Annotated in this window: 24 protein-coding genes and 1 riboswitch; of the genes, 11 read left to right on the top strand and 13 right to left on the bottom strand. The window is 37.1% G+C overall.

What is annotated here, in order from left to right; translation table 11 throughout:
- Window positions 1–184 precede the first annotated feature (184 nt).
- Together ubiU and AC0L3W_RS04250 are read left to right on the top strand one after the other, a co-directional pair.
- Window positions 185–1180 carry a ubiquinone anaerobic biosynthesis protein UbiU gene (ubiU, locus tag AC0L3W_RS04255; RefSeq protein ID WP_290039293.1) on the top strand — a complete coding sequence of 332 codons (996 nt, stop codon included), beginning with the start codon at window positions 185–187 and terminating at the stop codon, window positions 1178–1180.
- 20 nt (window positions 1181–1200) lie between these two features.
- Complete coding sequence (locus tag AC0L3W_RS04250) at window positions 1201–2076, top strand: U32 family peptidase (protein ID WP_409439601.1); 876 nt, start codon at window positions 1201–1203, stop codon at window positions 2074–2076.
- A gap of 19 nt (window positions 2077–2095) precedes the next feature.
- Here the strand turns inward: AC0L3W_RS04250 and modC are convergent, their stop codons facing one another.
- The 9 genes from modC to moaA form a co-directional block, all read right to left on the bottom strand.
- Window positions 2096–3169, bottom strand: a complete 1074-nt coding sequence (gene modC, locus AC0L3W_RS04245) for a molybdenum ABC transporter ATP-binding protein (RefSeq protein ID WP_290039291.1) — start codon at window positions 3167–3169, stop codon at window positions 2096–2098.
- Window positions 3162–3848: a molybdate ABC transporter permease subunit gene (modB, locus tag AC0L3W_RS04240; RefSeq protein ID WP_290039290.1), complete on the bottom strand. Its 687-nt coding sequence runs from the start codon at window positions 3846–3848 to the stop codon at window positions 3162–3164. The genes modC and modB overlap by 8 nt, the downstream gene beginning before the upstream one ends.
- The gene (gene modA / locus AC0L3W_RS04235) at window positions 3848–4570 is read right to left on the bottom strand and encodes a molybdate ABC transporter substrate-binding protein (protein WP_409439602.1); all 723 of its coding nucleotides are present in this window, start codon (window positions 4568–4570) and stop codon (window positions 3848–3850) included. The genes modB and modA overlap by 1 nt, the downstream gene beginning before the upstream one ends.
- 87 nt (window positions 4571–4657) lie before the next feature.
- On the bottom strand, window positions 4658–5107 hold the full coding sequence (moaE, locus tag AC0L3W_RS04230) for a molybdopterin synthase catalytic subunit MoaE (RefSeq protein WP_409439603.1): 450 nt from the start codon (window positions 5105–5107) through the stop codon (window positions 4658–4660).
- On the bottom strand, window positions 5108–5356 hold the full coding sequence (gene moaD / locus AC0L3W_RS04225) for a molybdopterin converting factor subunit 1 (RefSeq protein WP_290039287.1): 249 nt from the start codon (window positions 5354–5356) through the stop codon (window positions 5108–5110).
- Window positions 5353–5856, bottom strand: a complete 504-nt coding sequence (gene moaC, locus AC0L3W_RS04220) for a cyclic pyranopterin monophosphate synthase MoaC (RefSeq protein WP_409439604.1) — start codon at window positions 5854–5856, stop codon at window positions 5353–5355. The genes moaD and moaC overlap by 4 nt, the downstream gene beginning before the upstream one ends.
- The gene (moaB, locus tag AC0L3W_RS04215; protein ID WP_290039285.1) at window positions 5856–6374 is read right to left on the bottom strand and encodes a molybdenum cofactor biosynthesis protein B; all 519 of its coding nucleotides are present in this window, start codon (window positions 6372–6374) and stop codon (window positions 5856–5858) included. The genes moaC and moaB overlap by 1 nt, the downstream gene beginning before the upstream one ends.
- Before the next feature lie 36 nt (window positions 6375–6410).
- Window positions 6411–7073 carry a molybdenum cofactor guanylyltransferase gene (locus AC0L3W_RS04210; protein WP_290039284.1) on the bottom strand — a complete coding sequence of 221 codons (663 nt, stop codon included), beginning with the start codon at window positions 7071–7073 and terminating at the stop codon, window positions 6411–6413.
- Between the two features lie 70 nt (window positions 7074–7143).
- Entirely contained in the window at window positions 7144–8121 is a 978-nt protein-coding gene (gene moaA, locus AC0L3W_RS04205; protein ID WP_290039283.1) for a GTP 3',8-cyclase MoaA, read from the bottom strand.
- A riboswitch (molybdenum cofactor riboswitch) is annotated at window positions 8112–8265 on the bottom strand. Its footprint overlaps the gene before it by 10 nt.
- Before the next feature lie 167 nt (window positions 8266–8432).
- Between moaA and AC0L3W_RS04200 the strand changes: the two genes are divergently transcribed.
- The 6 genes from AC0L3W_RS04200 to AC0L3W_RS04175 all read left to right on the top strand — a co-directional run bounded on the left by AC0L3W_RS04200 (window position 8433) and on the right by AC0L3W_RS04175 (window position 14507).
- Window positions 8433–10019, top strand: a complete 1587-nt coding sequence (locus AC0L3W_RS04200; RefSeq protein ID WP_409439605.1) for a histidine kinase — start codon at window positions 8433–8435, stop codon at window positions 10017–10019.
- Window positions 10020–10124: 105 nt separating this feature from the next.
- On the top strand, window positions 10125–10760 hold the full coding sequence (gene narL, locus AC0L3W_RS04195; protein ID WP_290039281.1) for a two-component system response regulator NarL: 636 nt from the start codon (window positions 10125–10127) through the stop codon (window positions 10758–10760).
- A gap of 183 nt (window positions 10761–10943) precedes the next feature.
- Window positions 10944–13001 (top strand): ATP-dependent DNA helicase DinG, encoded by a 2058-nt coding sequence (gene dinG / locus AC0L3W_RS04190; RefSeq protein WP_409439606.1) that lies wholly within the window; start codon window positions 10944–10946, stop codon window positions 12999–13001.
- On the top strand, window positions 13002–13790 hold the full coding sequence (locus tag AC0L3W_RS04185; RefSeq protein ID WP_409439607.1) for a TSUP family transporter: 789 nt from the start codon (window positions 13002–13004) through the stop codon (window positions 13788–13790).
- The gene (gene priC / locus AC0L3W_RS04180) at window positions 13769–14332 is read left to right on the top strand and encodes a primosomal replication protein PriC (RefSeq protein WP_409439608.1); all 564 of its coding nucleotides are present in this window, start codon (window positions 13769–13771) and stop codon (window positions 14330–14332) included. Before AC0L3W_RS04185 ends, priC begins: the two co-directional genes overlap by 22 nt.
- Window positions 14325–14507: a DUF2496 domain-containing protein gene (locus AC0L3W_RS04175; RefSeq protein ID WP_409439609.1), complete on the top strand. Its 183-nt coding sequence runs from the start codon at window positions 14325–14327 to the stop codon at window positions 14505–14507. Before priC ends, AC0L3W_RS04175 begins: the two co-directional genes overlap by 8 nt.
- Before the next feature lie 162 nt (window positions 14508–14669).
- Here the strand turns inward: AC0L3W_RS04175 and cysS are convergent, their stop codons facing one another.
- Entirely contained in the window at window positions 14670–16067 is a 1398-nt protein-coding gene (gene cysS, locus AC0L3W_RS04170; RefSeq protein ID WP_290039276.1) for a cysteine--tRNA ligase, read from the bottom strand.
- 252 nt (window positions 16068–16319) lie between these two features.
- Between cysS and AC0L3W_RS04165 the strand changes: the two genes are divergently transcribed.
- The gene (locus AC0L3W_RS04165) at window positions 16320–16814 is read left to right on the top strand and encodes a peptidylprolyl isomerase (RefSeq protein WP_290039275.1); all 495 of its coding nucleotides are present in this window, start codon (window positions 16320–16322) and stop codon (window positions 16812–16814) included.
- Window positions 16815–16820: 6 nt separating this feature from the next.
- On the top strand, window positions 16821–17561 hold the full coding sequence (locus AC0L3W_RS04160) for a UDP-2,3-diacylglucosamine diphosphatase (protein ID WP_409439610.1): 741 nt from the start codon (window positions 16821–16823) through the stop codon (window positions 17559–17561).
- 75 nt (window positions 17562–17636) lie between these two features.
- On the opposite strand, the gene AC0L3W_RS04155 is transcribed toward AC0L3W_RS04160, so the two are convergent.
- From AC0L3W_RS04155 to proQ, 3 genes are all read right to left on the bottom strand, one after another.
- Complete coding sequence (locus AC0L3W_RS04155) at window positions 17637–19301, bottom strand: AMP-binding protein (protein ID WP_409439611.1); 1665 nt, start codon at window positions 19299–19301, stop codon at window positions 17637–17639.
- Window positions 19302–19370: 69 nt separating this feature from the next.
- A complete protein-coding gene (gene prc, locus AC0L3W_RS04150; RefSeq protein WP_290039272.1) occupies window positions 19371–21365 on the bottom strand; it encodes a carboxy terminal-processing peptidase in 1995 nt (664 codons plus the stop codon).
- Window positions 21366–21377: 12 nt separating this feature from the next.
- Complete coding sequence (proQ, locus tag AC0L3W_RS04145; RefSeq protein ID WP_290039271.1) at window positions 21378–22007, bottom strand: RNA chaperone ProQ; 630 nt, start codon at window positions 22005–22007, stop codon at window positions 21378–21380.
- 266 nt (window positions 22008–22273) lie between these two features.
- On the opposite strand from proQ, the gene trhP reads away from it, so the two are divergent.
- Complete coding sequence (trhP, locus tag AC0L3W_RS04140) at window positions 22274–23617, top strand: prephenate-dependent tRNA uridine(34) hydroxylase TrhP (RefSeq protein ID WP_409439612.1); 1344 nt, start codon at window positions 22274–22276, stop codon at window positions 23615–23617.

Here is a 23617-nt window from a genome sequence, read left to right as displayed (position 1 = left end):
TATGACGAATGGAATGTTTACTCTAATCTGTTCCGCTAAAAACAACTTGCTATACATCAATTAATCATGTTTTTTCGCATATCTCAATTATTTGATGGGATCACTATTAACCCTACAATGTATGCCCTACATCAATAAAACCATCCATTTACCCACTACAATAAGTGGTTAAAAAGGAGTAAGTATGGAATTATTATGCCCTGCTGGCAGTTTACCTGCGTTGAAAGTAGCCATTGATTGCGGTGCGGATGCTGTTTATATCGGTTTAAAGGATGAGACTAATGCACGACACTTTGCAGGACTTAACTTTAATGCATCCAAGCTAGTAAAAGGTGCGCAGTACGTTGCTGATAATAACAAACATTTACATGTGGCAATCAATACCTTTGCTCACCCAGGTCAAGAAAAACGTTGGTATAATGCGGTTGACCAATGTGTTGACCTAGGAGCAAATGCCGCAATTATTGCAGATATTGCCACCTTAGATTACGCCACCCGAAAATACCCAGATTTAGCACTGCATTTATCTGTACAAGCTTCTGCTACTAATACCGCTGCTATTGAGTTTTATCAGCGTAATTTTAATATCAAACGCGTGGTATTACCGCGTGTTTTATCGCTGCATCAAGTTAAACAACTCGCACGTAACAGCCATATTCCTTTAGAAGTATTTGCCTTTGGTAGCTTATGCATTATGGCAGAGGGACGATGTTACTTATCTTCTTATTTTACGGGTGAATCACCCAATACTGTTGGAGCCTGTTCTCCCGCCAAATTTGTTCGCTGGCAAGAAACGTCACAAGGTTTAACATCGCGTTTAAATAACATCTTAATCGACCGATATCATAATGATGAAAAAGCAGGCTATCCCACTTTATGCAAAGGTCGTTTTAACCTTGATGGGCAGATATATCATACACTCGAAGAGCCTACCAGTTTAAATACCCTATCACTTTTACCCGACTTAATTGAGATGGGTATTAGCTCAGTAAAAATTGAAGGTCGTCAACGCAGCCCAGCTTATGTGGAACAAATAACCAGAGTGTGGCGAGCAGCCATTGATAGCTACATGCAGTCCCCAGCCCAATATCAAGTGAAGCCACAATGGGATCAGCAATTAGAAAATCTCTCCGAAGGTAATCAAACTACGCTTGGTGCCTATCACCGTAGCTGGCAATAAAAAGTCACGACAGGAAATATATGAAAGTATCATTAGGCCCATTGCTATATTATTGGCCAAAACAGCAAACTATAGATTTTTACCAACATGCAATCAGCAGCGATGCTGATATTATCTATCTAGGTGAAACCGTATGCAGTAAACGCAGAGAGCTAAAAACCAGAGATTGGATTGAATTAGCTAGCTCACTGAATAAACATAATAAGGAGATAGTGTTATCTACTATGGCGCTATTAGAGGCACCATCTGAATTAAGTGTCATAAAAAAGCTTTGTGAAAATGGAGAGGTGAGTATTGAAGCCAATGACCTAGGGACAGTGCAGATATTAACCGAAAAGAAATTGCCCTTTATATGTGGGCCCGCTATCAACTGTTACAACGCACAAACATTAAAATTACTGATTAATCAAGGTATGCAACGCTGGGTGATGCCTGTAGAGTTATCACGAGATTGGTTAGCGGACCTAGTTGAAGACTCCCATAAAATGGGATTGCGCGACCAATATGAAGTAGAGGTGTTTTCCTATGGCCACTTACCCCTAGCTTATTCAGCTCGGTGTTTCACTGCTCGTTCAGAAAATAAAGCAAAAGACGATTGTGGTTTAACCTGCATCAACTATCCACAAGGTCGCCTGATTCATACTCAAGAGGAGCAACAAGTTTTTGTACTAAATGGTATACAAACCTTGTCTGGATATTGTTATAACTTAATTAATGACCTTGAAAGCATGCACGATTTAGTGGATATCCTTCGGATCAGTCCAAACTCCCTAAACAGTTTAGAAACGGTAACTGAGTTCAAACGACAACTATTGCAGCAAAACCACTACCGCCCACTAAATAGCTCACAATGTAACGGTTATTGGCATAGCATCCCCGGATTAGGGCAAGGTTAAACCATACCAATAAACATAACTAATTAACAATGCTCATGGTTTTTACATGTGCAAAGACTTGACTGCCTACCGCTAACTGCAGTTTGTTAAATGACCGTAGGGTGATGTAGGCATACAGATATTGTGAGTCGAACTGTAAGGTCAATACCACTGCTTTTTGCGTATCAATGGCGAACTCCACTATCTTTGCAGATAAACAATTTAATAAAGAGCTACCCTCAATAGGCTGTAGTGCCACAATGACATCTCGGCTATTAATTTTGACTTGTACCTGCTCAGAGAATGGTGAAGTTTCAGCTGAAATATACAAATTTTGACCATCTAAACAGCCTTTAATTAATGCTTCATCTGGATCATAACTTTTTACATCTACGCTTAATATTAGCCCTTGATGTGCCAATTTAATTAATGATAAATCACTGTTTAAAAACAACTGTTGCGGTTCGCCACTCGCTTCTATTTGCCCATCATTCACTAGCAACATATTACGACTAAGATAAAACAGTTCTTGTTCAGAATGAGTAATATATAAAATAGGGATTTGCTGACTAATCTCTTTGATGAAGGGTAATAACAATTGCTTGCTACCTTGGTCTAAGGATGAAAGTGGCTCATCCATGACCAATAACTGAGGATCTGTTAATAAAGCACGCGCAATAGCAACACGCTGTTTTTGCCCCCCAGACAACTGAGTGGTTTGATGTGCTAAAAGTTCAGAAAACCCTAGTTTATTAGCAAGTTGTTCAATATTGAAGGTATTTGAAGACGCTTTATTCACAGCTAATTGTAAGTTTTGCTGTACATTTAAGTGGGGAAATAATCTTGGCTCTTGAAATACCACACCAATACGACGCTTTTCCGTTGGCACATATTGCTTTTGATACTTAGATTTCCAAACCTGTTGTTTAAATTGAATATCACCAACGCACTCCTCTAAGCCAATCAAACAACGCAATAATGTTGTTTTTCCTGCACCTGAGTCGCCAAAAATAACACATACCCCAGACAAATCGATATGAGCTTTAAAATGAAGCTCGCTACTCGTCCCAGTATGTTGATTGATAAATGACTTTTGAATATCAAACTTAAGCATTTAATATCCTTTGTTGTCTTTTCTGTAAAAAGCCATAGATCACCACTAACAAAGAAACAGAAAAGGCCAATAACATAAGAGATAGTTGATGCGCTTGGTCATATTGTAATGACTCCACGTGATCAAATAATTGAATTGATAGCACCTGTGTCTCACCAGGAATATTACCCCCTATCATCAACACCACCCCAAATTCACCAATCGTATGGGCGAAACCTAATGCTGCTGCAATAATAAAACTAGGCAACAACATCGGAAAAATTATTTTATATAACCGTTCATACTTTCCATAACCTAAGGTAGCGCTGACCTCAAGATAACGCTTGTCTAAATGCACAAAGGCACTTTGCAGAGGTTGCACCACAAAAGGTAAAGAGTAAACAATGGAGGCAATCACTAATCCAGTAAATGAAAAGGCCAAAGATTGCTCATTAAAACTTAACCACCAACGGCCTAGAAAATGATTAGGGGAAAATGCGATCAATAGATAAAAGCCTAGCACTGTGGGTGGTAAGATCAATGGTAACGCCACTAACGACTCCACTAAAGGTCGAATTTTAGCTTGGCTTCGTGCTAACCACCAAGCTAAAGGTGGCGCAATAATCATTAATAAAAGCGTCGTTAGCCCTGCTAATTTAAGAGTAAGCCAAATCGCTTGTAAATCACCATCACTTAACACTAATTATAACCTTGTGCATGAATCAATTGTTGGGTTGGTTTTGAAAGTAGAAAATCACGAAATAAGTTTGCTTGCTCAACTTGTTGAGTATTTAAAACAATACCAGCTTGTATGATTGGTTGATGCCACTTAGCTGGAATCAACAGATAATGTTGTTGATTTTTTTGTACTAACGTAGCAAAAGCAACCATGCCTGCAGCAACATTATTTGACTCAACAAACTGATAAGTTTGACTAATATTACTGCCCTGTATGTATTGTTGTTTACCCCATTTACCTGCAGAAGTTAAAGCTTGTTGTGCCGCCACTCCATAGGGTGCAAACTTAGGATTAGCAATGGCCAAACGACCAGCGTAAGCCATAAAATCTTCAATAGTAGGATCGCTTTCAGCTGAAGGCATCCAAAAACCTAACCGTCCTTGAGCGTAAACAAAACTTTGGTTATTACCGACTTTATTCGCCTCTTGCAGTAACTGTACATGTTGTTGATCGGCTGATAAAAAGAGATCAAAAGGTGCACCATGTAAAATTTGTTGATACAGAGTTCCAGTTGATGCACTAGAAATATTTACCTTGATATTATATTTTTCAGTAAATTGCTCAGCTATCTCCACCGCAGATATCTTAAAGTTACTGGCAACTGCAACATTAATTGCCGCTTGACTTGATATACTAAACAAACTGAAGACTACGAAATAAAAACACGCAACATAACCATACATTTTTGAGCACCTTAATTACTATCCATAACACGGATTTGTGTAGGATATGAATAGAGAAATAAATGGCAGCAATGACCTACAAGTTCATTACAAAGCCCACTTAGAGAGTGTCTTTTGATCGCTTTCCCTAGCATCAACCCATTTTGTTTCGCCACCTTCCATGGTTTCTTTTTTCCAAAATGGCGCTTCAGTTTTTAAGTAATCCATTATAAATTCGCAAGCCGCAAAAGCATCACCACGATGCTGACTGGCTATACCAACAAATACAATTTGATCATTAATAGTTAAATGCCCAACTCGATGAATCACGGTAGAAGCAATAATATTCCAGCGAACTTTAGCTTTTTCAACTATCTCAACCAAGCACTTTTCAGTCATACCAGGATAATGCTCTAGAGATAAATCACTGACTGTATGCCCGTCATTGATATCTCTCACTAAACCTGTAAAAGTAACGATAGCACCAATTGATGACTGACACCGTAAACGTTCATACTCAACCTGTTGGTTGAAATCTTGCTCTTGCACACTGATCATTTAACCGCCTGTAACAGGTGGAAAGAAAGCAACTTCATCACCTTCCTTTAACGCAATATTATTATTAACCATAGCTTGATTAACCGCTTTCAGACAAGGTTGAGAAGTTAACGTAACCGCCCACTCTGCTTTGTATTCAGTTAAATATTGAAATAGTTGATCAGTATCTTGTGCTTGTCGCCATTCAACTTGCAAACTTCTAACGCCTAATTGCTCGCTCAATTTAGCAAAAAATAAAACCGTAATCATGCCTTATCCTGTTGTGTATTCTGTTGTGATGAATAATGCCCAGATTTCCCGCCGGTTTTTTCAAGTAATTTAACCGCTGAGATCACCATATCCTTTTGAATGGCTTTGCACATATCATAAATGGTTAAAGCGGCAACAGAAGCAGCTGTCAGCGCCTCCATTTCAACACCCGTTTTACCAGAAAGTTTGCATAAGCTTTCAATTCTAACCCGATTAGATTCAGGCTCAGCATTAATATGCACCTCTACTTTGGTCAATGCTAATGGATGGCATAATGGGATCAAATCAGCAGTCTTTTTAGCCGCCATTATTCCAGCAATCCGTGCAGTGGCAAAGACATCACCTTTATGGTGGTGACCGTTAATAATTAGGTCTAATGTTTCTGTAGACATGTCAACATAGGCCTCTGCAATAGCTTGACGAACTGTGCTGTCTTTGCCTGTTACATCAACCATATTCGCTTTACCATCTTGGTTAATATGTGTAAAACCGCTAGACATTATTTAGCTCCTACATGTGGCATAAAATTACAGGGTTTATGTTGAGAGTTTATTTGCTCCTCAATGATATTTGTCCAAGCAGTTTTACAAGCACCTGTTGAGCCCGGCATACAGAAAATAACTGTATTATTAGCAAACCCAGCGAGCGCACGGCTTTGAATTGTTGATGACCCAATTTCTTGATATGAGACAGCACGAAATACCTCTCCGAAGCCTTCCACCTGTTTATCGAATAAAACAGATACTGCTTCAGGCGTTGTGTCTCTTGCTGTAAAACCAGTTCCGCCAGTCGTTAAAATAACTTCTATGGCAGGGTCTGCAATCCATTGAGATACCACGGCACGTATTTTATAGGGATCATCGATAACGATCTGTTTATCTGCAAGGTGGTGCCCAGCTTTTTTTAAAGATTCGACTAAATAACCACCCGAGGTATCTGTCGATTCATCACGGGTATCTGAGACAGTTAATACGGCAATAGTAGCCGGTGTAAATGCTTTGGTTGATAGATGGCTCATGTTAATCCTTGTCACTATATAAAGTTATAAAAATGTTTATTTGAACTGACTTGGCTTCGAAAAATTGCTTAAACAGCGCAGCCATTGTTCAGGTGTATTGGTATTTTCAAATCGCTGTATATTATTCGCATTAGTTGGAATACCTTGTACTGAAAGGGTTTCAAATAAGCGATATAAAGAACGATGTTTTTTATGAGGTGTTTGAATGATATCTGACAAATAATCACGTAATGGCTTATTTAGGGTCAAAATTAATGGGAAAATAGCCTCTTGATAATAAACGCCAGCTATTTGAGGTAATGATTGTGGCGAGCTTGCTTGTTGCGACAACCTTTGTGAATAAGCCTCAATTAATGTAATACAATCTTGTGCTGCCAAAAAAGGCATATCCACTGGCATGATAAATAGTGCATTATAATCATCAAAAAAATGTTCAGTACAAGCTGCAATACCAGCAAGTGGGCCTAACCCGCTATGCTTATCTGTAATACAAGGAAAATCAGGATAATCCCCGCTTACAAAGCAATCGCTTAAGCCGACCTGCTTTAGTAAGTTAAATGCACGTACCAATAAGGTATGTTGATCAATGGTGAGCATGGCTTTATCTTGTCCCATTCTCAAAGATTGTCCGCCCGCTAGGACAATACCCGCTATTTTTACATTCATGACTTTCTCAATACCCACTCTCATACTCAACATTAAGAGTCCGAAAGATAAGCACTACAATTAAATTATGTTCAAAATAATTTTTCAATAAATAAACACTATCTTAACCACCAATTGACGCTAAATGAGGCGTGCCACCGGTGAGTCCTAAATCGAGGAAATGCGATGATTTCTTCTCTTTTAGAGCGGCTAATATAGTACTTTTGAGTTCTGCTTTATCTTTGCTATCTTGTAATAAATGCCTTAAGTCGACACCTTCTTCACCAAACAAACAAAGGTGTAAACGCCCTACTGCAGACACACGTAGACGATTACAATTATCACAAAAATCTTTACTGTAAGGCATGATTAAACCAATTTCACCTTGATAGTCTGGGTGTGAAAAAACCTCTGCAGGACCGTCGTTAGCAATACGCGGTTTCTGTTGCCACTGTTGCGCTAACAAAGCTTGCTTAATGGTTTCACCAGAAAGATGATAACGACTAAAAAATTCATTATTATCATCGGTTTGCATTAATTCGATAAAGCGTAATTGAATAGGCTGCGTTTTTATCCAGGACAAGAAAGTATTAAGGTCGTTATCATTTAACCCTTTCATTAATACACTGTTGACTTTCACCTGCTCAAACCCTGCTTGCACGCAAGCCTCGACACCTTCCATCACTTTATGGAAGATATTTTTACCGGTAATAATATTAAACGTATTAGCATCTAAGCTATCAACACTAACATTAATAGTATTCAGCCCTGCTTGATACCAATCAATAGCATGTTTACTAAGATTAAAGCCATTCGTTGTGGTGGCGACTTTTTTTATTCCTGGCACACCAGAAATTTGTTCTATGATTCCAGAAAAGTCTTTACGTAAACTGGGCTCACCACCTGTGATCCTAACTTTACTGGTTCCTAATTCTGCAAAGGCAGTAATTAAGTTTTGTATTTCATTTTGTGACAAAAATTGTTTTTGATGAGTACGTTGGTATCCATCGGGTAAACAATAATTACATTTAAAATTACACTCATCGGTGATCGATAGGCGCAAATATTCAAACTTTCGATAAAATTTATCGACTAATTGCATGGTCAGTTCCTTTCCAAACACGGGAGGCAAACTCATTTCTAAGCATACCCTTCTTAACCAAAAGTTCAGTTAAGCGGCTAGCATCACATATTTAAAACAAAACGTGCTAAACTTAGTGATAAAAGCTCGGAGCTAATTAATATATGAATGAAATCAATTCCCTACTTGGGCCTCTCAATCAACTTGTAACCTTTTATTTTTAACTATCTATGAAGATTAATCTACTATTACATTCACTTTCTATAACAAAAGTGATTTCGACGATTGCTTTACTGATCTTAATTTTATCAGGGACGCACGTTTTTATTTTTATGACAACGTCACAGAGCCAAAGCAGTAATGATGATGCTATCAAAAGTTTAACGACTCTTCGATATGAGACGGAAAGTTTTATCTCTCCTAATCGATTAGATCGTCAAAAAATTCAACTAATAATCAACGAGTATTCCCCTTTAGTCGCAAATCAGCTTTTACAAAACAAATTCTTTGATGTTAATCAAATACACGAAGCTAATATAGAGTTAAGGTTTGAACTCATCGCTATTCAACAACAGCTTGATCAGTTGTCCGATGAAGAGCTAACCCTAAAGTTAACACATTTAAAAGAAAGTATTGAATTTACTATCACGCAATATCAAGCTTTGATCGAAAAAGAGTCATCGGTTATTTTTGTATCGCAGATGATAATGTTCAGCTTTATGGTACTCAGCGCGATATTTCTGCTGTTTTACTGTCGCCGTTGTATTGTCACACCACTTAACAAACTGGAAGAAAACGTATACTCCATTTCTAATCACCACTTTAATGTTGATTTCATAGAAACCAGTAATGAAATTGGATTTCTATCGACTGGCTTAAAAAGTATGTCCGAAGAGCTTGAGTCATTAATTACAGCAATGCAAAAGAAGGTATTTGATAAGAAGACGGAATTAGAAACGGCCAATGAAAGTATTCAGTTTTTATTTACCATCTCTCAAACCCTGAGTACGGTTAAATTGACCCATCCAATCATTATTGAAGCTTTAAACGCTTTGGCCAAACAAACTAATTTAAGTAAGTTATGTTTAGAACTAGTAAACGGGGTTGAAATAGACAGTGATTACGGCTGTGCCACAAAAAATAACCAGAATAACAAACGTATTCCAATCATGATTAATGGAGAACCTTTTGGGTATTTAAATTATATTCAAGCGACTCCAATGGCTGAAAACACCTCAATAATCGTAAGCTTTAGTAGTTTATTAGCCCGAGCCTTATACCAAGAAGAATACAGCTTACAAGAACAAAAATTACTATTAATGGACGAACGTGGCGTTATTGCCCGTGAATTACATGACTCCATCGCACAAGCTTTATCTTTCCTTAAAATACAATGCACTGTGTTAAATAGACAAATAGACGCTGACAGTGAAAAGACAGCGGTCAAAAATTCTGTCAGTAATATTGAAGAAGCGGTTAGTGATGCTTATGTTCAACTACGCTCATTACTCTCTACCTTTAGGTTAAATATCAGCGAGTCTGATTTTAAAGAAGCTGTACTAGTGATGATTTCTCAATTGCAGAAACAAACTACCGCTAAAATTCAATTAGGTGAATTTGAGTCTAATTTCCAAACACATGCAAACCAACACATACATTTATTGCAAATTATTCGCGAAGCCATGATCAACGCAATGAAACATGCAAATTGTAGCAATATTATTGTAAACTGTGTCATTATAGATCAAAAAGTTATCATCACTATTACAGATGATGGTATCGGTATTAAAGAGAAGCCAGGTAAAGACAATCACTACGGTATAGAAATTATGAATCAGCGCGCTGCTGAACTTAATGCTAAATTTGAGATAACAAACTTACCACTTGGCACTGAAATCAAACTTATATTTGAAATTTAAGATTCACAAAAATCACTTATATTTCATTTTTCTTACTATTTTTAATTTACATTATATTGTTTTCGATTATTGTATTTTAACTATGACTCGATAAAGGAATTACAAATGAACAATGTATCTACCGTTATTGTTGTTGATGATCACCCACTTATGCGTAAAGGTGTGACACAACTACTCAGTATTGACCCAAATTTTGTGGTAATAGATGAAGCAACCAACGGCATTGAAGCTGTGAGCATGGTTAAAAAGCAACACCCTGATATGGTACTGCTAGATTTAAACATGAAAGCAGTTTCAGGCTTAGAAACTTTAAAGGCATTACGTAACGATGGCATCAGCAGTAAAATTGTTATTTTAACTGTTTCGGATGCAAAACAAGATGTTATTTCATTAATTAACCAAGGTGCTGATGGCTATCTTTTAAAAGACACAGATCCTGAGATTTTGCTGGAAAATTTACACCGTATTCAACAAGGTAAATTAGTCGTTAGTGAAGAACTAACTGAATACCTCGATTGCTTAGATCAAGAAAATAACATCAGAGAAAAGATTGCGACATTAACCCGTCGTGAAAGCCAAATTATGGGAGAAATTTCAAAAGGATTAAGTAACAAAGAAATCTCAGATAACCTTAATATCTCTGAAGGTACTGTGAAAGTACATGTAAAAAGTCTATTGAAAAAGCTTGAAATTAAGTCTCGAGTTGAAGCTGCTGTATTGTTTTTAGAGCAACCAAAATAAGTTGTTTATAAACGGTTTTTAACGCTTACAACCTCTTCAATAGCACACAATATCGACATATCATATAGCGATATTATCGCAGATAATGAACCTTTATTTTGGTACACTACCAGATAAAGGTTTTTTGCGTTTAATTCCACCCTAATTTCTGCACAATGACATTGAGAAACAGTAATAGTAGCTATGCTTTCAGACTCACTAAAAAAAGAAATTCGTACCAATTACGAACTCATTACACAGGCATTACCGCAATTTAAAGCGCGTAAAGCACAAAACTATTTAGTGGCTGAAATCGCAAAAGTTTTAGCAGGGAACTATGATAAAGCACGTCGTATTTTAGTGGCCGAAGCAGGAACCGGTATTGGTAAATCCCTAGCTTATATTTTAGCAGGATTACCTGTTGCATTGCGCGCTAATAAGAAACTGATCATCTCAACCGCGACGGTGACACTTCAAGAGCAGTTGATAACTAAAGATCTGCCTTTCTTTCTCCGTCACAGTGATTACAAATTTACATTTACCCTAGCTAAAGGCAGACAACGATACTGTTGTGAACACAAGTTACTCAACCAACAAGTAGACAATACAGAACAAACTCAGCTATTTACTGAAAAGCCACAAGCGGGTGACCGTGAGTTGTTAGATCGACTTAGAAATGCTTACTTAGACGGTAAATGGAATGGTGATCAGGATAGTTGGCCAAAGCCGATCCCGCGTCGTGTATGGCAACAAATTATCTCCGATAAGCACAGCTGTAAAAAAGCCTTAGCTAACCATCGTCAGTGTCCTTTTCATCGTGCCCGAGACAAGATCAATAAAGCAGATGTCATTGTAGTCAATCATGCCCTGCTATTAGCAGACTTAGAATTAGGTGGCGGTGTTATTTTACCTGAACCAGACGCGTCTTTTTATGTGTTAGATGAAGCACATCATCTACCAAAAATTGCTCGAGACTTTTCTAGTGCCAGTGTTAATATTAAAACCAGCCAAGACTGGTTAAAAAAGATTAAACAAGTCAGCACCCATGTCAATCGCGTGGTACATAGACAAACCACTATTACACCCGGCTTAAATATGCTGGAAAGTGCGAACGAAATGGTTAAAGATTTAAATAATATTGAGCTTTACTTTAGAAACAACCCTCTTAATTATAACAAGTCTAATCAATATCGTTTTAGCATGGGTGAAGTTCCGCAAGGTATTGTTAACTCATTGATTAGCTTAAAAGAAGAGACTAAAAAGTGCCTAAGTGCGGTAAACAAACTTTCTAATATTACCTCTGAAGAATTAAAAGACGACAATATTAAACTAAGCGATGCAGAACCAATATTGATTGAAACGGGTTTCTATATTCAACGCTTAGAAGCGCTTTCTGACCTGTGGAAAATGCTTTTAAAAGATCGCAGCTCAAATCAAGCGCCAATCGCAGCCTGGATAAATAATGAAAATGACGCTTATACGATATGCGCAAGTCCTTTAGAAGTCGGAGGCTTGTTAGAATATATGCTGTGGTCGCAAGCCGCAGGAGTTGTATTGTGCTCAGCGACCTTAACATCACTAAACAGTTTTGATTATTTCATGCGCCAAGCTGGCCTAGCACAAAATGACGGCACACAGTATTTACGTTTAAAATCACCTTTTGATTATCCCAATATCAACCTTCATGTAGCAGCAATGAAAAACGACCCAACAGAGTCAGGTTTTGATAACGAATTAATCGACAACATTGCTCAACGTATTGAATTGAAAGAAGGTAATTTAGTTTTATTTGCCTCTTATTGGCAGATGAATTTAGTGGCCGAGAAATTAAGACGTAAATTTCCTAAATCATTATTAGTACAAGGTGAAACATCACGCACTAAAATGATTTCTCTGCATAAAAACAATTGCGACCAAGGTTTGACCAGTATCTTATTTGGTACTGGTAGTTTAGCCGAGGGTTTAGATCTGCCTGGGCATTACCTGACTAATTTAATTATTACTAAATTACCCTTTGCTGTACCAGATTCCCCAGTGGAAGAAGCCCATGCTGAATGGATCACCTCAAAAGGTGGTAACCCATTTATGCAAATTACTATTCCAGAGGCCAGTAAAAAACTGATCCAATCTTGTGGACGTTTAATTCGTAAAGAGACTGATACTGGTAAAATCACCTTGCTAGACAAACGCGTGATCACTAAACGTTATGGAAAAAGCCTTATTGATGCTCTTCCCCCCTTTGCTTTAAAGATAGAGAAATAGATGACTGAATTTGTATTAGATCCACATAGTTGGATGGTATTAGCGTTTGTTGGTTTATTAGCAGGATTTATCGACGCCGTTGTTGGAGGTGGTGGTATGCTAACTGTCCCTACACTATTAAGTGTGGGCTTACCGCCCCATTTAACATTGGGTACGAATAAACTTTCCGCTAGTTTTGCCTCTGGTACAGCCGCTTTTACTTACTTTCGTAAGAAATTATTTGATCCCGCTTTCTGGAAACATTGCTTTTATAGCACTTTGATCGGCGCCTTATGTGGCACCATTTTCGTCAACTACATATCAGCTTCACTACTTAATAAATTTTTACCTGTTGTTATTATGATAGCCGCTATTTATACATTAATCAGTCGAGTTAAAGAAATTGACAATGCGATATTACCTAAAAAGTCACCAATGCAAAGATTCACCCAACGAGTTCAAGGGTTTATCTTAGGCTTTTATGATGGTGCCTCTGGTCCAGGTGCCGGTGCTTTTTGGGTGATATCAAATATGCATTTATACCGTTTAAATATACTACTTTCTAGTGGTGTAGCGAAGGCCATGAACTTCACTAGTAACTTTGTTTCTCTATTAACTTTTATTTATTTTGGGCAGGTTAATTGGTTTATCGGTTTAACCATGGGAGCATGCCTAATGCTTGGTGCGTTTATTGGTGCGCACTCAGCGATCTATTTTGGTGCTAAATTTATTCGCCCGTTATTTATTATTATTGTCTTAATCATGGCACTTAATTTAGGATACAATGCATGGTTCAGTCCGTCGATTTAAAACACTTAGCAGCGTTAGATGAACAAGTAAAAGCCTTACATTTACGTTGCCAAGAATGGGATAGTAAAATAACGCTTACGGAAAATAAATCGTTCCGATTTGAAGTACATCTTTTCAAACAAAGTAGCTTAACTTTAAGCGGTTACAGTGAACAATTATCAAATACCCTTTCACATTTACGTTATGTGATCAGTCATAATATGGGTGAAATCATTATTAATTATGAGTGTGAGCAATTCGTTAATCAATTTTCTGCCCTGCTTAATATCGTTAATCAATTGGATGCTGGTAAAGCCGAAGGATTATATAAACGATACTCAACGCAACAGGAAAAAGTATATCAACAGCTACAGCGTCAATATCAATATGAAAAAAGGCTCTTGACCATGATTGATGAAGAAAATATCTTATACGAGGCAGCGCCACTGGCACATAAAGAGATTCATAGAAGTCGTGTCAATGTATTAAAAGAGCGCTACCAAAAATGTAATGAGTTTACTCAATCCTTAGAATTTAAAATGGACGCCTTAGATAATGACTAAAGAAGTTACTGAAGCTAGGACAACTCTAGCCAATGCCCCTATTGAAATTAAGTTAGCTGTGGACCTTATTCAATTGTTGGAAGAAACTGATGTTGAGTTAGAAACGACCATCTCAGCTTTAGAAATTGCATTAAAGGACTTCAAAAACAAACGCGCACACCCTATCTCCGAGTAAAATAACCTCTTGGAAATTTGCAAATGATGAACCCATAAACAAGCCCCAAAAAATAAGCAATTGTAAAAAAAGGAGAACCTGAGTTCTCCTTTTTTTATCTATGCAACAACAAAGTACCTACTTAACCTCGATATTGTAAAATTTAACATAAATTATAGTGGCTTATACTTTACGCCAAGTAGTGCCGTTAGCACCGTCTTCTAAGACAACATTTAAAGCGGCTAATTTATCACGAGCATCATCGGCACTTGCCCAATCTTTATTTGCGCGTGCTGTATTACGTTGTAAAATTAATGATTCAATTTCAGCCACTTCATCCGATGTTCCCGCATCACCTTGTAAAAACTGCTCTGGTGATTGAGATAATAAACCTAAGACGTTAGCGAAATTTACCAACATGCTAGCCAATAATGACGCTTGTTGTTCATCATCGGTTTTGGTGCGATTTATTTCTTTAGCTAGATCAAACAATACCGCTAGCGCTTCAGGTGTATTAAAATCATCATCCATGGCTTTCACAAAACCTTGGTAGAATTTACTATCTTTAACTTGTTGATCAACATTAGCAAGATCAACCAATTCAACATCACGAATCGCTGTATATAAACGCTCTAAACTAGCTCTCGCTTGTTTAAGGTTATCTTCAGAATAGTTTAGCTGGCTACGGTAATGACCTGAAATAAGGAAATAACGTACTGTCTCACTGTCATAAACTTCTAATACATCTTTAATAGTAAAAAAGTTATTTAAAGACTTAGACATTTTTACTTTATCAACTTGCACCATACCGGAATGCATCCAAGTATTTACGTATTGACCGTGATGAGCACAACATGACTGTGCAATTTCATTTTCATGATGAGGGAAACTTAAGTCTGAACCACCACCATGAATATCAAACACTTCACCTAAATGTTTTTTATTCATTGCAGAACATTCGATATGCCAACCTGGGCGACCTTCGCCCCATGGAGAAGACCAAGATGGCTCGCCCTCTTTAGCCATTTTCCACAATACAAAGTCTAAAGGATCATGCTTGCTATCTTCTACTTCAACGCGAGAGCCTGCTTGAAGCATTTCTAAGTTCTGACCACTTAATTGTCCATACTCTGGAAATGAAGAAACAGAAAACAACACGTCGCCAGAATCAGCAACATAGGCATGACCTTTTTCAACCAACTTTTCAACCATTTCAATAACATCTGGCATATGATCCGTTACACGTGGCTCGATATCCGGGCGAATCATATTTAATGCATCAAAGTCGGCATGCATCGCATCGGTAAAACGTTCGGTTAACTGATCACAAGTTTCACCATTCTCTGTTGCTCGTTTGATAATTTTATCATCGACATCGGTAATGTTACGGATAAAGCTTAAGTCATAACCACTGAAGCGGAAATAACGAGCAACAGTATCAAAAGCTACAAAGGTTCGGCCATGGCCAATATGACAATAATCATAAATAGTAACACCACATACATACATTCCCACTTTGCCGGCTACAAGGGGTTTAAATTCTTCTTTGGTTCGAGTTAGGGTGTTATAGATCTTTAACATTTTCCATCCAATACGATTACTGTAAAAATCTTATTCTAACCTGCAAAAAGGACAAATTCACCCTTTCTATCACTTCATTGAAGTAATTAATCAATTTCTGTTGTCAATAATTTATCTGAAATACTAAGCCATTAAAATAACGTTAAAAAAGGTATTATTTTACCAGTATTTTATCTTTCCAAAGTTACCTGTCTTTTTAATTTAAAGGCGTTTAAGGTATGATGAAACTCTTTTTATAGATAGGATTTAACAATGATTACTTTACATACAAACTTCGGTGATATCACTTTAGAAATGAACGAAGAAAAAGCGCCAAAAACAGTAGCCAACTTCATTAATTACGCAACAAGTGGTCATTATGACAATACAATTTTCCACCGTGTTATTGACGGATTTATGATCCAAGGTGGTGGCTTCGCACCTAACATGGAAGAAAAAGATAGCCAAAAGCCAATTAAAAATGAAGCAAATAATGGTCTATCAAATGTAAAGTATTCAGTAGCAATGGCTCGTACTATGGAACCACATTCAGCATCAGCTCAATTCTTCATTAACGTAGGTGATAACAAGTTCTTAGACTTTAAATCAGAAACCACTGATGGTTGGGGTTACTGTGTATTTGCTAAAGTAGTTGCTGGTGAAGAAGTAGTAGATAAAATCAAAGGTGTTGCAACAGGTAACTCTCATTTTGTACATCAAGATGTACCACTTGAAGATGTAGTGATTAATAAAGTTACTGTAGCGTAACTTATTATGCGCACTTTATTCATTGCCGACTTACACTTAAGTGAGCATCATCGTCATATTACCGACGCCCTATTTGGTTTTCTTGATAAAGAAGCAACCAATGCAGAAACCCTGTATATTTTGGGGGATATGTTTGAAGTTTGGATCGGAGATGATGAACATACCCCGTTAATGGATGAAGTTGCGCAAAAATTAACGACCTATGCCAAAAAGAATAATACTAAAATCTATTATATTCATGGTAATCGTGATTTTATGCTTGGCAAACGATATGCGAAGCAAGCTTCGATGATACTTCTGCCAGAGCACACTGAAATTGATTTGTATGGTACCAAAACCTTAATCATGCACGGCGATACTTTATGTCTTTATGATAAGAATTATCAGCGTATGCGTAAGGTGATCCATAACCCAGTTTTACAGTTTATTTTTAATTGCTTGCCATTGAGCTTACGTAAACGAATTGGTTGGAAAATTCGTACTGCAAGCCAATCAAAAAAACAATATAAAAATAATAATATGATGGGAGTGACAGAACAGGAAGTGATCCGCCTAATGGAATACCACGGTGTCCAGCAATTAATTCATGGACATACACACCAAGCCTTTAACCATCAATTTGAAGTCAATGGTCAAACAGGCAATCGCTTTGATGTTGGTGATTGGTATAAAAACTTAAGCTTTGTAGATGCAAACCCTGAAGGTACTGAATTGGTTGTATTACCAATTGATTATTACCAACAATAAATCTCATCGATTAAGAATAAACTTGTTACAGCAATTATATTAAATAAGTTATGTTAATAGATAAGTTAATTGCTGTTATGGTTTTTCTTTTAATAAACGCCTTAGTACTTTACCCACATTATTCTTAGGTAACTCATTAACTATTTTGATTTTTTTAGGTTGTTTATAACCTGTTAAATAATCGCGACAATGGGCCTTTATCTTATCAATGGACACTTGCAGATCATTGATAACAACAAATAATATAACCGCTTCATTACCGTCTTTATCTTTTTCGCCAATTACTGCAGCTTCATAAACACCAGCTAATTTCAGTACTGTATCTTCAATCTCATTAGGGTACACATTAAAGCCAGATACTAAAATCATATCTTTTTTACGATCAACTATACGTAATAAACCATCGTTATCAAATAATCCAATATCACCTGTCTTAAACCACCCCTGATCAAAAGCAACTTCAGTTTCAGTAGGGTTATTCCAGTATTCAGTCATAACTTGTGGCCCTTTGACTTGAATTTCACCGACGCAGTTCTGTTGTTTAACAATTTGACCATATTGGTCCATCAAACGTAGATCTGTACTTGGCATAGGAAGACCTACTGCACCTGTATGTTTGGGTGAATTATAGGCATTAACACTTATAATCGCTGCTGTTTCAGTTAATCCATAGCCTTCAATGATCGTATTACCAGTAATATTTTTCCAATCTTCGGCTACTTTATGGTGTGTTGGCATTCCACCAGCCACTGTAAATTTAAGATTAGTGAAATCAACCTTATCAATTTTAGGATGATTAAGTAATGCCTTATACAAGGTATTCACTCCAGTAATAAAAGTAAATTTGTTATTACTTAAATACCGAATGAAAGCCCCGATATTACGTGGATTTTCAATCAGTAAATTTGTATCCCCCCTTTTAAGAAAAAAGAAACAATTAACATTTAATGCAAACGCATGAAACAATGGTAATGCAGTAACCATCATCTCTTTACCTTGGGTTAAACCCAGACCAAAAGTTTCCTCTGCTTGAGCAAGTACTGCAGCTATATTACGATGGCTCATACTTGAACCTTTTGATATGCCTGTCGTGCCACCTGTATATTGAATAAATGCGATATCATTAATACTGATCATAGGACGAGTATATTGCCCTTTAGCGCCTATTTTTAATGCCCTATGATAATCACAGGTATTCGCCAACTCAAATCTAGGTACCATACATTTAACATGAGCAACGGTAAAATTGACCAAGCGGCGTTTGATGAATGGCAAGCCATCACCTATTTTGGTTAATACGAGGTGTTTAATATTAGTTTCTTGAATAATACTTTGCAGTGTATGTGCAAAATTTTCAGCAATAAAAATCGCTTTTGCACCGGAATCATTTAACTGGTGTTTTAGTTCAAAAGGAGTGTATAAAGGATTGACATTAACAACGATTAACCCTGCTCTTAATATACCGAGCAAGATAATCGGATATTGTAATAAGTTAGGTATCATAACAGCAACCCGATCACCTTTATTTAAGGTTGTTGCATGCTGTAAATAGCTCGCTATATGACGAGATTTCACTTCTAACTCAGCAAAAGTCAATTTATGCCCCATATTAATGTAGGCAGTATGTTCAGGATGGCGTTCAAAGGTATCTTCCACCATATCAACAAGATTGATTAATGTGCTTTCATTAATTTCAGCACTGACACCGGGCGGGTAATTATCTAGCCATGGTTTATACATGAGTCATTCCTACTGACATAAAAAAGCCGACTAGCAAAGTCGGCTTTTAAAATTAATTTTTAACCGAAATTATAAATTAGCATAATCCAAAGTGATATGTGCAGCTTCTATTAAAAAAGCATCAAGCGGTTCAAAATCATCTGGCACATCGTCTAATGACTTAACTGTTTTAAGCCCTGCACGTTTAAGACGTTCGTTAGTACGAATTAGATTTTTAGCTTTATTTTTTTCACGCTCGGCTACACGTTCTTTTTCTACTAAAGAGATACTCTTATCATCTTTTTCTAGACGATACTCTTCGATATCTTCAGCTAAGTAAGTAAACTCAACTTCTTTTTTAATACGTTGTTGATGCTCTGCTTCAAGGATCTTAACATCCTTGCTCAAATCATCGACTTTGTTGTATTTAGCTGATTTAATATTATCCCATGGTAGTGCATTTTTCGCTAAACTTTCACCTGTGTCTTTTGAATCAATTGCTGTCGGGAAAGCAATATCAGGTACTACACCTTTGTTTTGTGTACTGCCTCCATTAATGCGATAGAACTTAGCGATAGTATATTGTACAGAGCCTACAGCATCTTGATTTGTATCATAGTAGCGAGCAATACGACGATGTTGTTGAACGGTACCTTTACCGTAACTTTGCTCACCAATAATAATTGCACGGCCGTAATCTTGTAAGGCTGCAGCAAAGATTTCAGAGGCAGAAGCGCTATTACGATTAATTAACACAGTCAATGGGCCATCATAAGAGATATCTTCATTATCATCGAATTGTACTGAGATTTCTTGGCGGCTATCTCTAACTTGCACAACAGGTCCAGTTTTGATAAATAAACCTGTTAGTAATGTAGCTTCACTTAACGCACCACCACCATTGTTACGCAGATCAATCACTATACCTTTAACATCTTTCTTCGCTAATGAAGCCAATTCACGTTCAACATCTTTACTTAAATTAATATAGAAACTTGGAATCGAAATAACACCAATATTTTTGCCATCAATCACTTCAACAGACGACTTCGCTTCTCTGTCTTCAAGGTGAATCTCTTCACGCACAATTTTAATGACTTTGTTCACATCACCGGTTTTGCCAGATAATATTTGTAATTGAACCGTAGTGCCTTTTGGCCCTTTAATAAGCTCAACTATGTCATCTAAACGCCAGCCAACCACATCAACGATCTTCTCGCCTTCTTGTCCGACACCGATAATTTTATCGTCTTTTGCTAATAGTTTGGATTTTTCAGCAGGTCCACCTGGCACTAAACTACGCACTACAGTGTAATCATCTTCTAGCTGAAGCACTGCACCAATCCCTTCTAATGACAGATTCATTTCCATTTTAAAACGTTCTGCATTGCGAGGTGATAAGTAACTGGTATGCGGTTCAATAGTATAAGCATACGCATTCATAAAAGTTTGGAATACATCTTCACTTTCAGTTTGTGTTAGGTATTTCAACGAATAATTATAACGTTTAGTTAATAACGTTTTAATTTCAGGCCATTCTTTACCAGATAGTTTTAAAGTGAGTGCATCAGACTTAACACGAGCTTGCCATAACGCATCTAATTCTTGCTTATCTTTCGGCCAATCCGCATCGGTACGATCATATTGATAAGATTGCTCTGTATCAAACGTGATCTCTTTATCTAATAACGACAATGCATAGCTGAAACGCTCAAATCGACGTGTTAAGTTTAACTGGTAAATAGCGTAGATAGAATCTAACTGACCAAACTTCAAGTTATCATCGAAGCTGTATTGATAAGCTTTCATTTCATCGATATCACTTTGCATAAAGATTTGTTTATTAAAATCTAACTGCTCAATATAACGATCAAATACTTTTTTTGATAATTCATCATTTAGAGGAATATATTTATAATGAGAGCGACTAAATAAGTCACTCACTCTTTTCGCCACTTTTGCATGTTGAGACTCTTGATGCAGCTGTGGAATCTCGTTTAGTGTTGTACTATCAGAGGCGGCAAAGGTGACCCCAACAAAACAGAGCTGGGATAAAATTAATACATGACGAAAGAGTTTTTTCATTAAAAAGACCTTTTATACGATTAAATGCTTAGCTTTCACTTTCACAACCATTCCTGAATCTAGTTGCACTTGAACTTCTTCTTTTAAGATTTCTACTACTGTAGCAGAGACGGGAGACTTACCTAGCAAGACTTTGACTGGCTGAGAAACTTTAAGTTCATTATGGTTAGCTTCTTTATATTGGCTTAAGTCAATTTCAGGTTTCTTAGCAGCTTTCTTGGGTGCATCTTTTTTACGCGTTGGAATAGCCACTTTTTTAGCTGCACGATTTGGCGTTTTAGCCGTCTCGTTTTTCTTTTTATTAGCAAAGGCTTTTTCTTTGCTTTCTTTTAATGATAACTGTGCGTGATCAGCATGTTCTTGTGATACTTCATCACCTTCAACACCGTCTAAATCAACACGTTTTGCCCCGGCTTTTACACAGTGCAGGTAACGCCAGCTCATTGTGTATTGACGTAATGCACCACGTAATTGTGTTTTACTAACACGAGGTTCATTTTCTAGACGAGCAGCTAATTCTTGAAATACACCAATTTTTAATGGTTTTGCAGACTCAGAACCAGCGATAAAGCAAGCTGGGAACTGTTCTGTTAAGAAGGCAATGATTTGTTTGTTATTTGTAAACTTTTCTGTGTTTTCCATGTAAAACCTAATATTTAAAAACGATGTTGAAAGATAGCCAAAGTAAATCTCTGATTATCATTAAGAAAATTATTCAGTAGTATAATGTTGCGTTTATTAAATGTGAAACGAATTATCGCTCTAGCCGCTTATTCCAGCTAATTTAATGATATTTATTATGAATAGTTAATGTTTATCTACTTGTTCTACCCCTTTTTTATAAAAACAAGTAGAATCTTCACATTATTTACAAGTTATTTTGTTTGATTTTTAACCTAGAGGGACCGATGAAACCTGAACTATTATCGCCAGCAGGCTCTTTAAAAAACATGCGTTACGCTTTTGCATATGGTGCAGATGCAGTTTATGCCGGTCAACCTCGATACTCTTTACGTGTACGTAACAATGAGTTTAACCTTGAAAAACTACAAATAGGTATAAATGAAGCCCATGCTCAAGGCAAAAAACTGTATGTCGTGTGTAATATCCAACCACATAACTCTAAATTAAAAACATTTATCCGAGATATGAAACCCGTGGTTGATTTAAAACCAGATGCATTAATTATGTCTGACCCTGGTTTAATTATGATGGTACGTGATGTCTTCCCTGATATGCCAATTCATTTAAGTGTACAAGCTAATGCCGTCAACTGGGCTACCGTTAAGTTTTGGTATCAACAAGGTATCGAACGAGTCATTCTTTCTCGTGAACTTTCCTTGGATGAAATAGAAGACATTCGTTTCCATTGTCCTGAAATCGAAATTGAAGTCTTTGTACATGGGGCATTGTGCATGGCCTATTCAGGACGTTGCCTATTATCGGGATATATTAATAAACGCGATCCAAACCAAGGTACATGTACTAATTCGTGCCGTTGGAAATACGATGCCCATCAAGCAACACAGAATGAAACTGGTGACATAGTTGCCATCCAACCAGTAGAGCCAACACTAGGTGAAGGACAACCAACGGATCAAATGTTCCTTTTACAGGATCAAGGGCGTCCAGGTGAGTACATGCCAGCTTATGAAGATGAGCATGGTACTTATATCATGAACTCTAAAGACTTACGTGCAATCCAACATGTCGAGCGATTATTAAAAATGGGCGTACACTCCCTAAAAATTGAAGGTCGCACTAAAAGCTTTTATTACTGCGCACGAACTGCTCAAATTTACCGTAAAGCCATGGATGATGCGATCGCCGGTAACCCCTTTGATTCATCATTAATGTCATCATTAGAGAACCTTGCTCATCGTGGTTATACGGAAGGCTTTCTGAGTCGTCATACGCATGATCAATATCAAAATTACGACTTTGGTTATTCGGTGAGTGAAACGCAACAGTTTGTCGGTGAAATCATCGGGCGTGATAGCAATGGCTTAGCTGAGGTAAATGTAAAGAACAAATTCCTAGTCGGTGATAAATTGGAGTTAATGACCCCACAGGGTAATATCAACTTTAAACTTGAGGGACTACAAAACCGTAAAGGTGAGCAAATAGAGGTTGCACCAGGATCAGGCCATACCTTATATATGCCAATAGCAAAAGAGATTGATTTAAACCATGGATTATTAATGCGTCACTTAACTCAGGGTAACGATACCCGTCAGCCGCACAAAAACTAA

The organism is Psychromonas sp. KJ10-5 (genome assembly GCF_055808325.1).
The sequence above is the reverse complement of the archived record's forward strand: the minus strand, read 5'-3'. Positions and strand labels throughout refer to the sequence as shown.

Coding starts and splice junctions, on each gene's coding strand:
- prc (WP_290039272.1), bottom strand. CDS start 21,365: ATGAAAAAACTCTTTCGTCATGTATTAATTTTATCCCAGCTCTGTTTT.
- AC0L3W_RS04200 (WP_409439605.1), top strand. CDS start 8,433: ATGACAACGTCACAGAGCCAAAGCAGTAATGATGATGCTATCAAAAGT.
- AC0L3W_RS04160 (WP_409439610.1), top strand. CDS start 16,821: ATGCGCACTTTATTCATTGCCGACTTACACTTAAGTGAGCATCATCGT.
- trhP (WP_409439612.1), top strand. CDS start 22,274: ATGAAACCTGAACTATTATCGCCAGCAGGCTCTTTAAAAAACATGCGT.
- AC0L3W_RS04175 (WP_409439609.1), top strand. CDS start 14,325: ATGACTAAAGAAGTTACTGAAGCTAGGACAACTCTAGCCAATGCCCCT.
- modC (WP_290039291.1), bottom strand. CDS start 3,169: ATGCTTAAGTTTGATATTCAAAAGTCATTTATCAATCAACATACTGGG.
- narL (WP_290039281.1), top strand. CDS start 10,125: ATGAACAATGTATCTACCGTTATTGTTGTTGATGATCACCCACTTATG.
- moaE (WP_409439603.1), bottom strand. CDS start 5,107: ATGATCAGTGTGCAAGAGCAAGATTTCAACCAACAGGTTGAGTATGAA.
- moaB (WP_290039285.1), bottom strand. CDS start 6,374: ATGAGCCATCTATCAACCAAAGCATTTACACCGGCTACTATTGCCGTA.
- cysS (WP_290039276.1), bottom strand. CDS start 16,067: ATGTTAAAGATCTATAACACCCTAACTCGAACCAAAGAAGAATTTAAA.
- modA (WP_409439602.1), bottom strand. CDS start 4,570: ATGTATGGTTATGTTGCGTGTTTTTATTTCGTAGTCTTCAGTTTGTTT.
- AC0L3W_RS04210 (WP_290039284.1), bottom strand. CDS start 7,073: ATGTTGAGTATGAGAGTGGGTATTGAGAAAGTCATGAATGTAAAAATA.
- dinG (WP_409439606.1), top strand. CDS start 10,944: ATGCTTTCAGACTCACTAAAAAAAGAAATTCGTACCAATTACGAACTC.
- AC0L3W_RS04155 (WP_409439611.1), bottom strand. CDS start 19,301: ATGTATAAACCATGGCTAGATAATTACCCGCCCGGTGTCAGTGCTGAA.
- AC0L3W_RS04185 (WP_409439607.1), top strand. CDS start 13,002: ATGACTGAATTTGTATTAGATCCACATAGTTGGATGGTATTAGCGTTT.
- moaC (WP_409439604.1), bottom strand. CDS start 5,856: ATGTCTAGCGGTTTTACACATATTAACCAAGATGGTAAAGCGAATATG.
- moaA (WP_290039283.1), bottom strand. CDS start 8,121: ATGCAATTAGTCGATAAATTTTATCGAAAGTTTGAATATTTGCGCCTA.
- AC0L3W_RS04165 (WP_290039275.1), top strand. CDS start 16,320: ATGATTACTTTACATACAAACTTCGGTGATATCACTTTAGAAATGAAC.
- AC0L3W_RS04250 (WP_409439601.1), top strand. CDS start 1,201: ATGAAAGTATCATTAGGCCCATTGCTATATTATTGGCCAAAACAGCAA.
- moaD (WP_290039287.1), bottom strand. CDS start 5,356: ATGATTACGGTTTTATTTTTTGCTAAATTGAGCGAGCAATTAGGCGTT.
- ubiU (WP_290039293.1), top strand. CDS start 185: ATGGAATTATTATGCCCTGCTGGCAGTTTACCTGCGTTGAAAGTAGCC.
- proQ (WP_290039271.1), bottom strand. CDS start 22,007: ATGGAAAACACAGAAAAGTTTACAAATAACAAACAAATCATTGCCTTC.
- priC (WP_409439608.1), top strand. CDS start 13,769: ATGGTTCAGTCCGTCGATTTAAAACACTTAGCAGCGTTAGATGAACAA.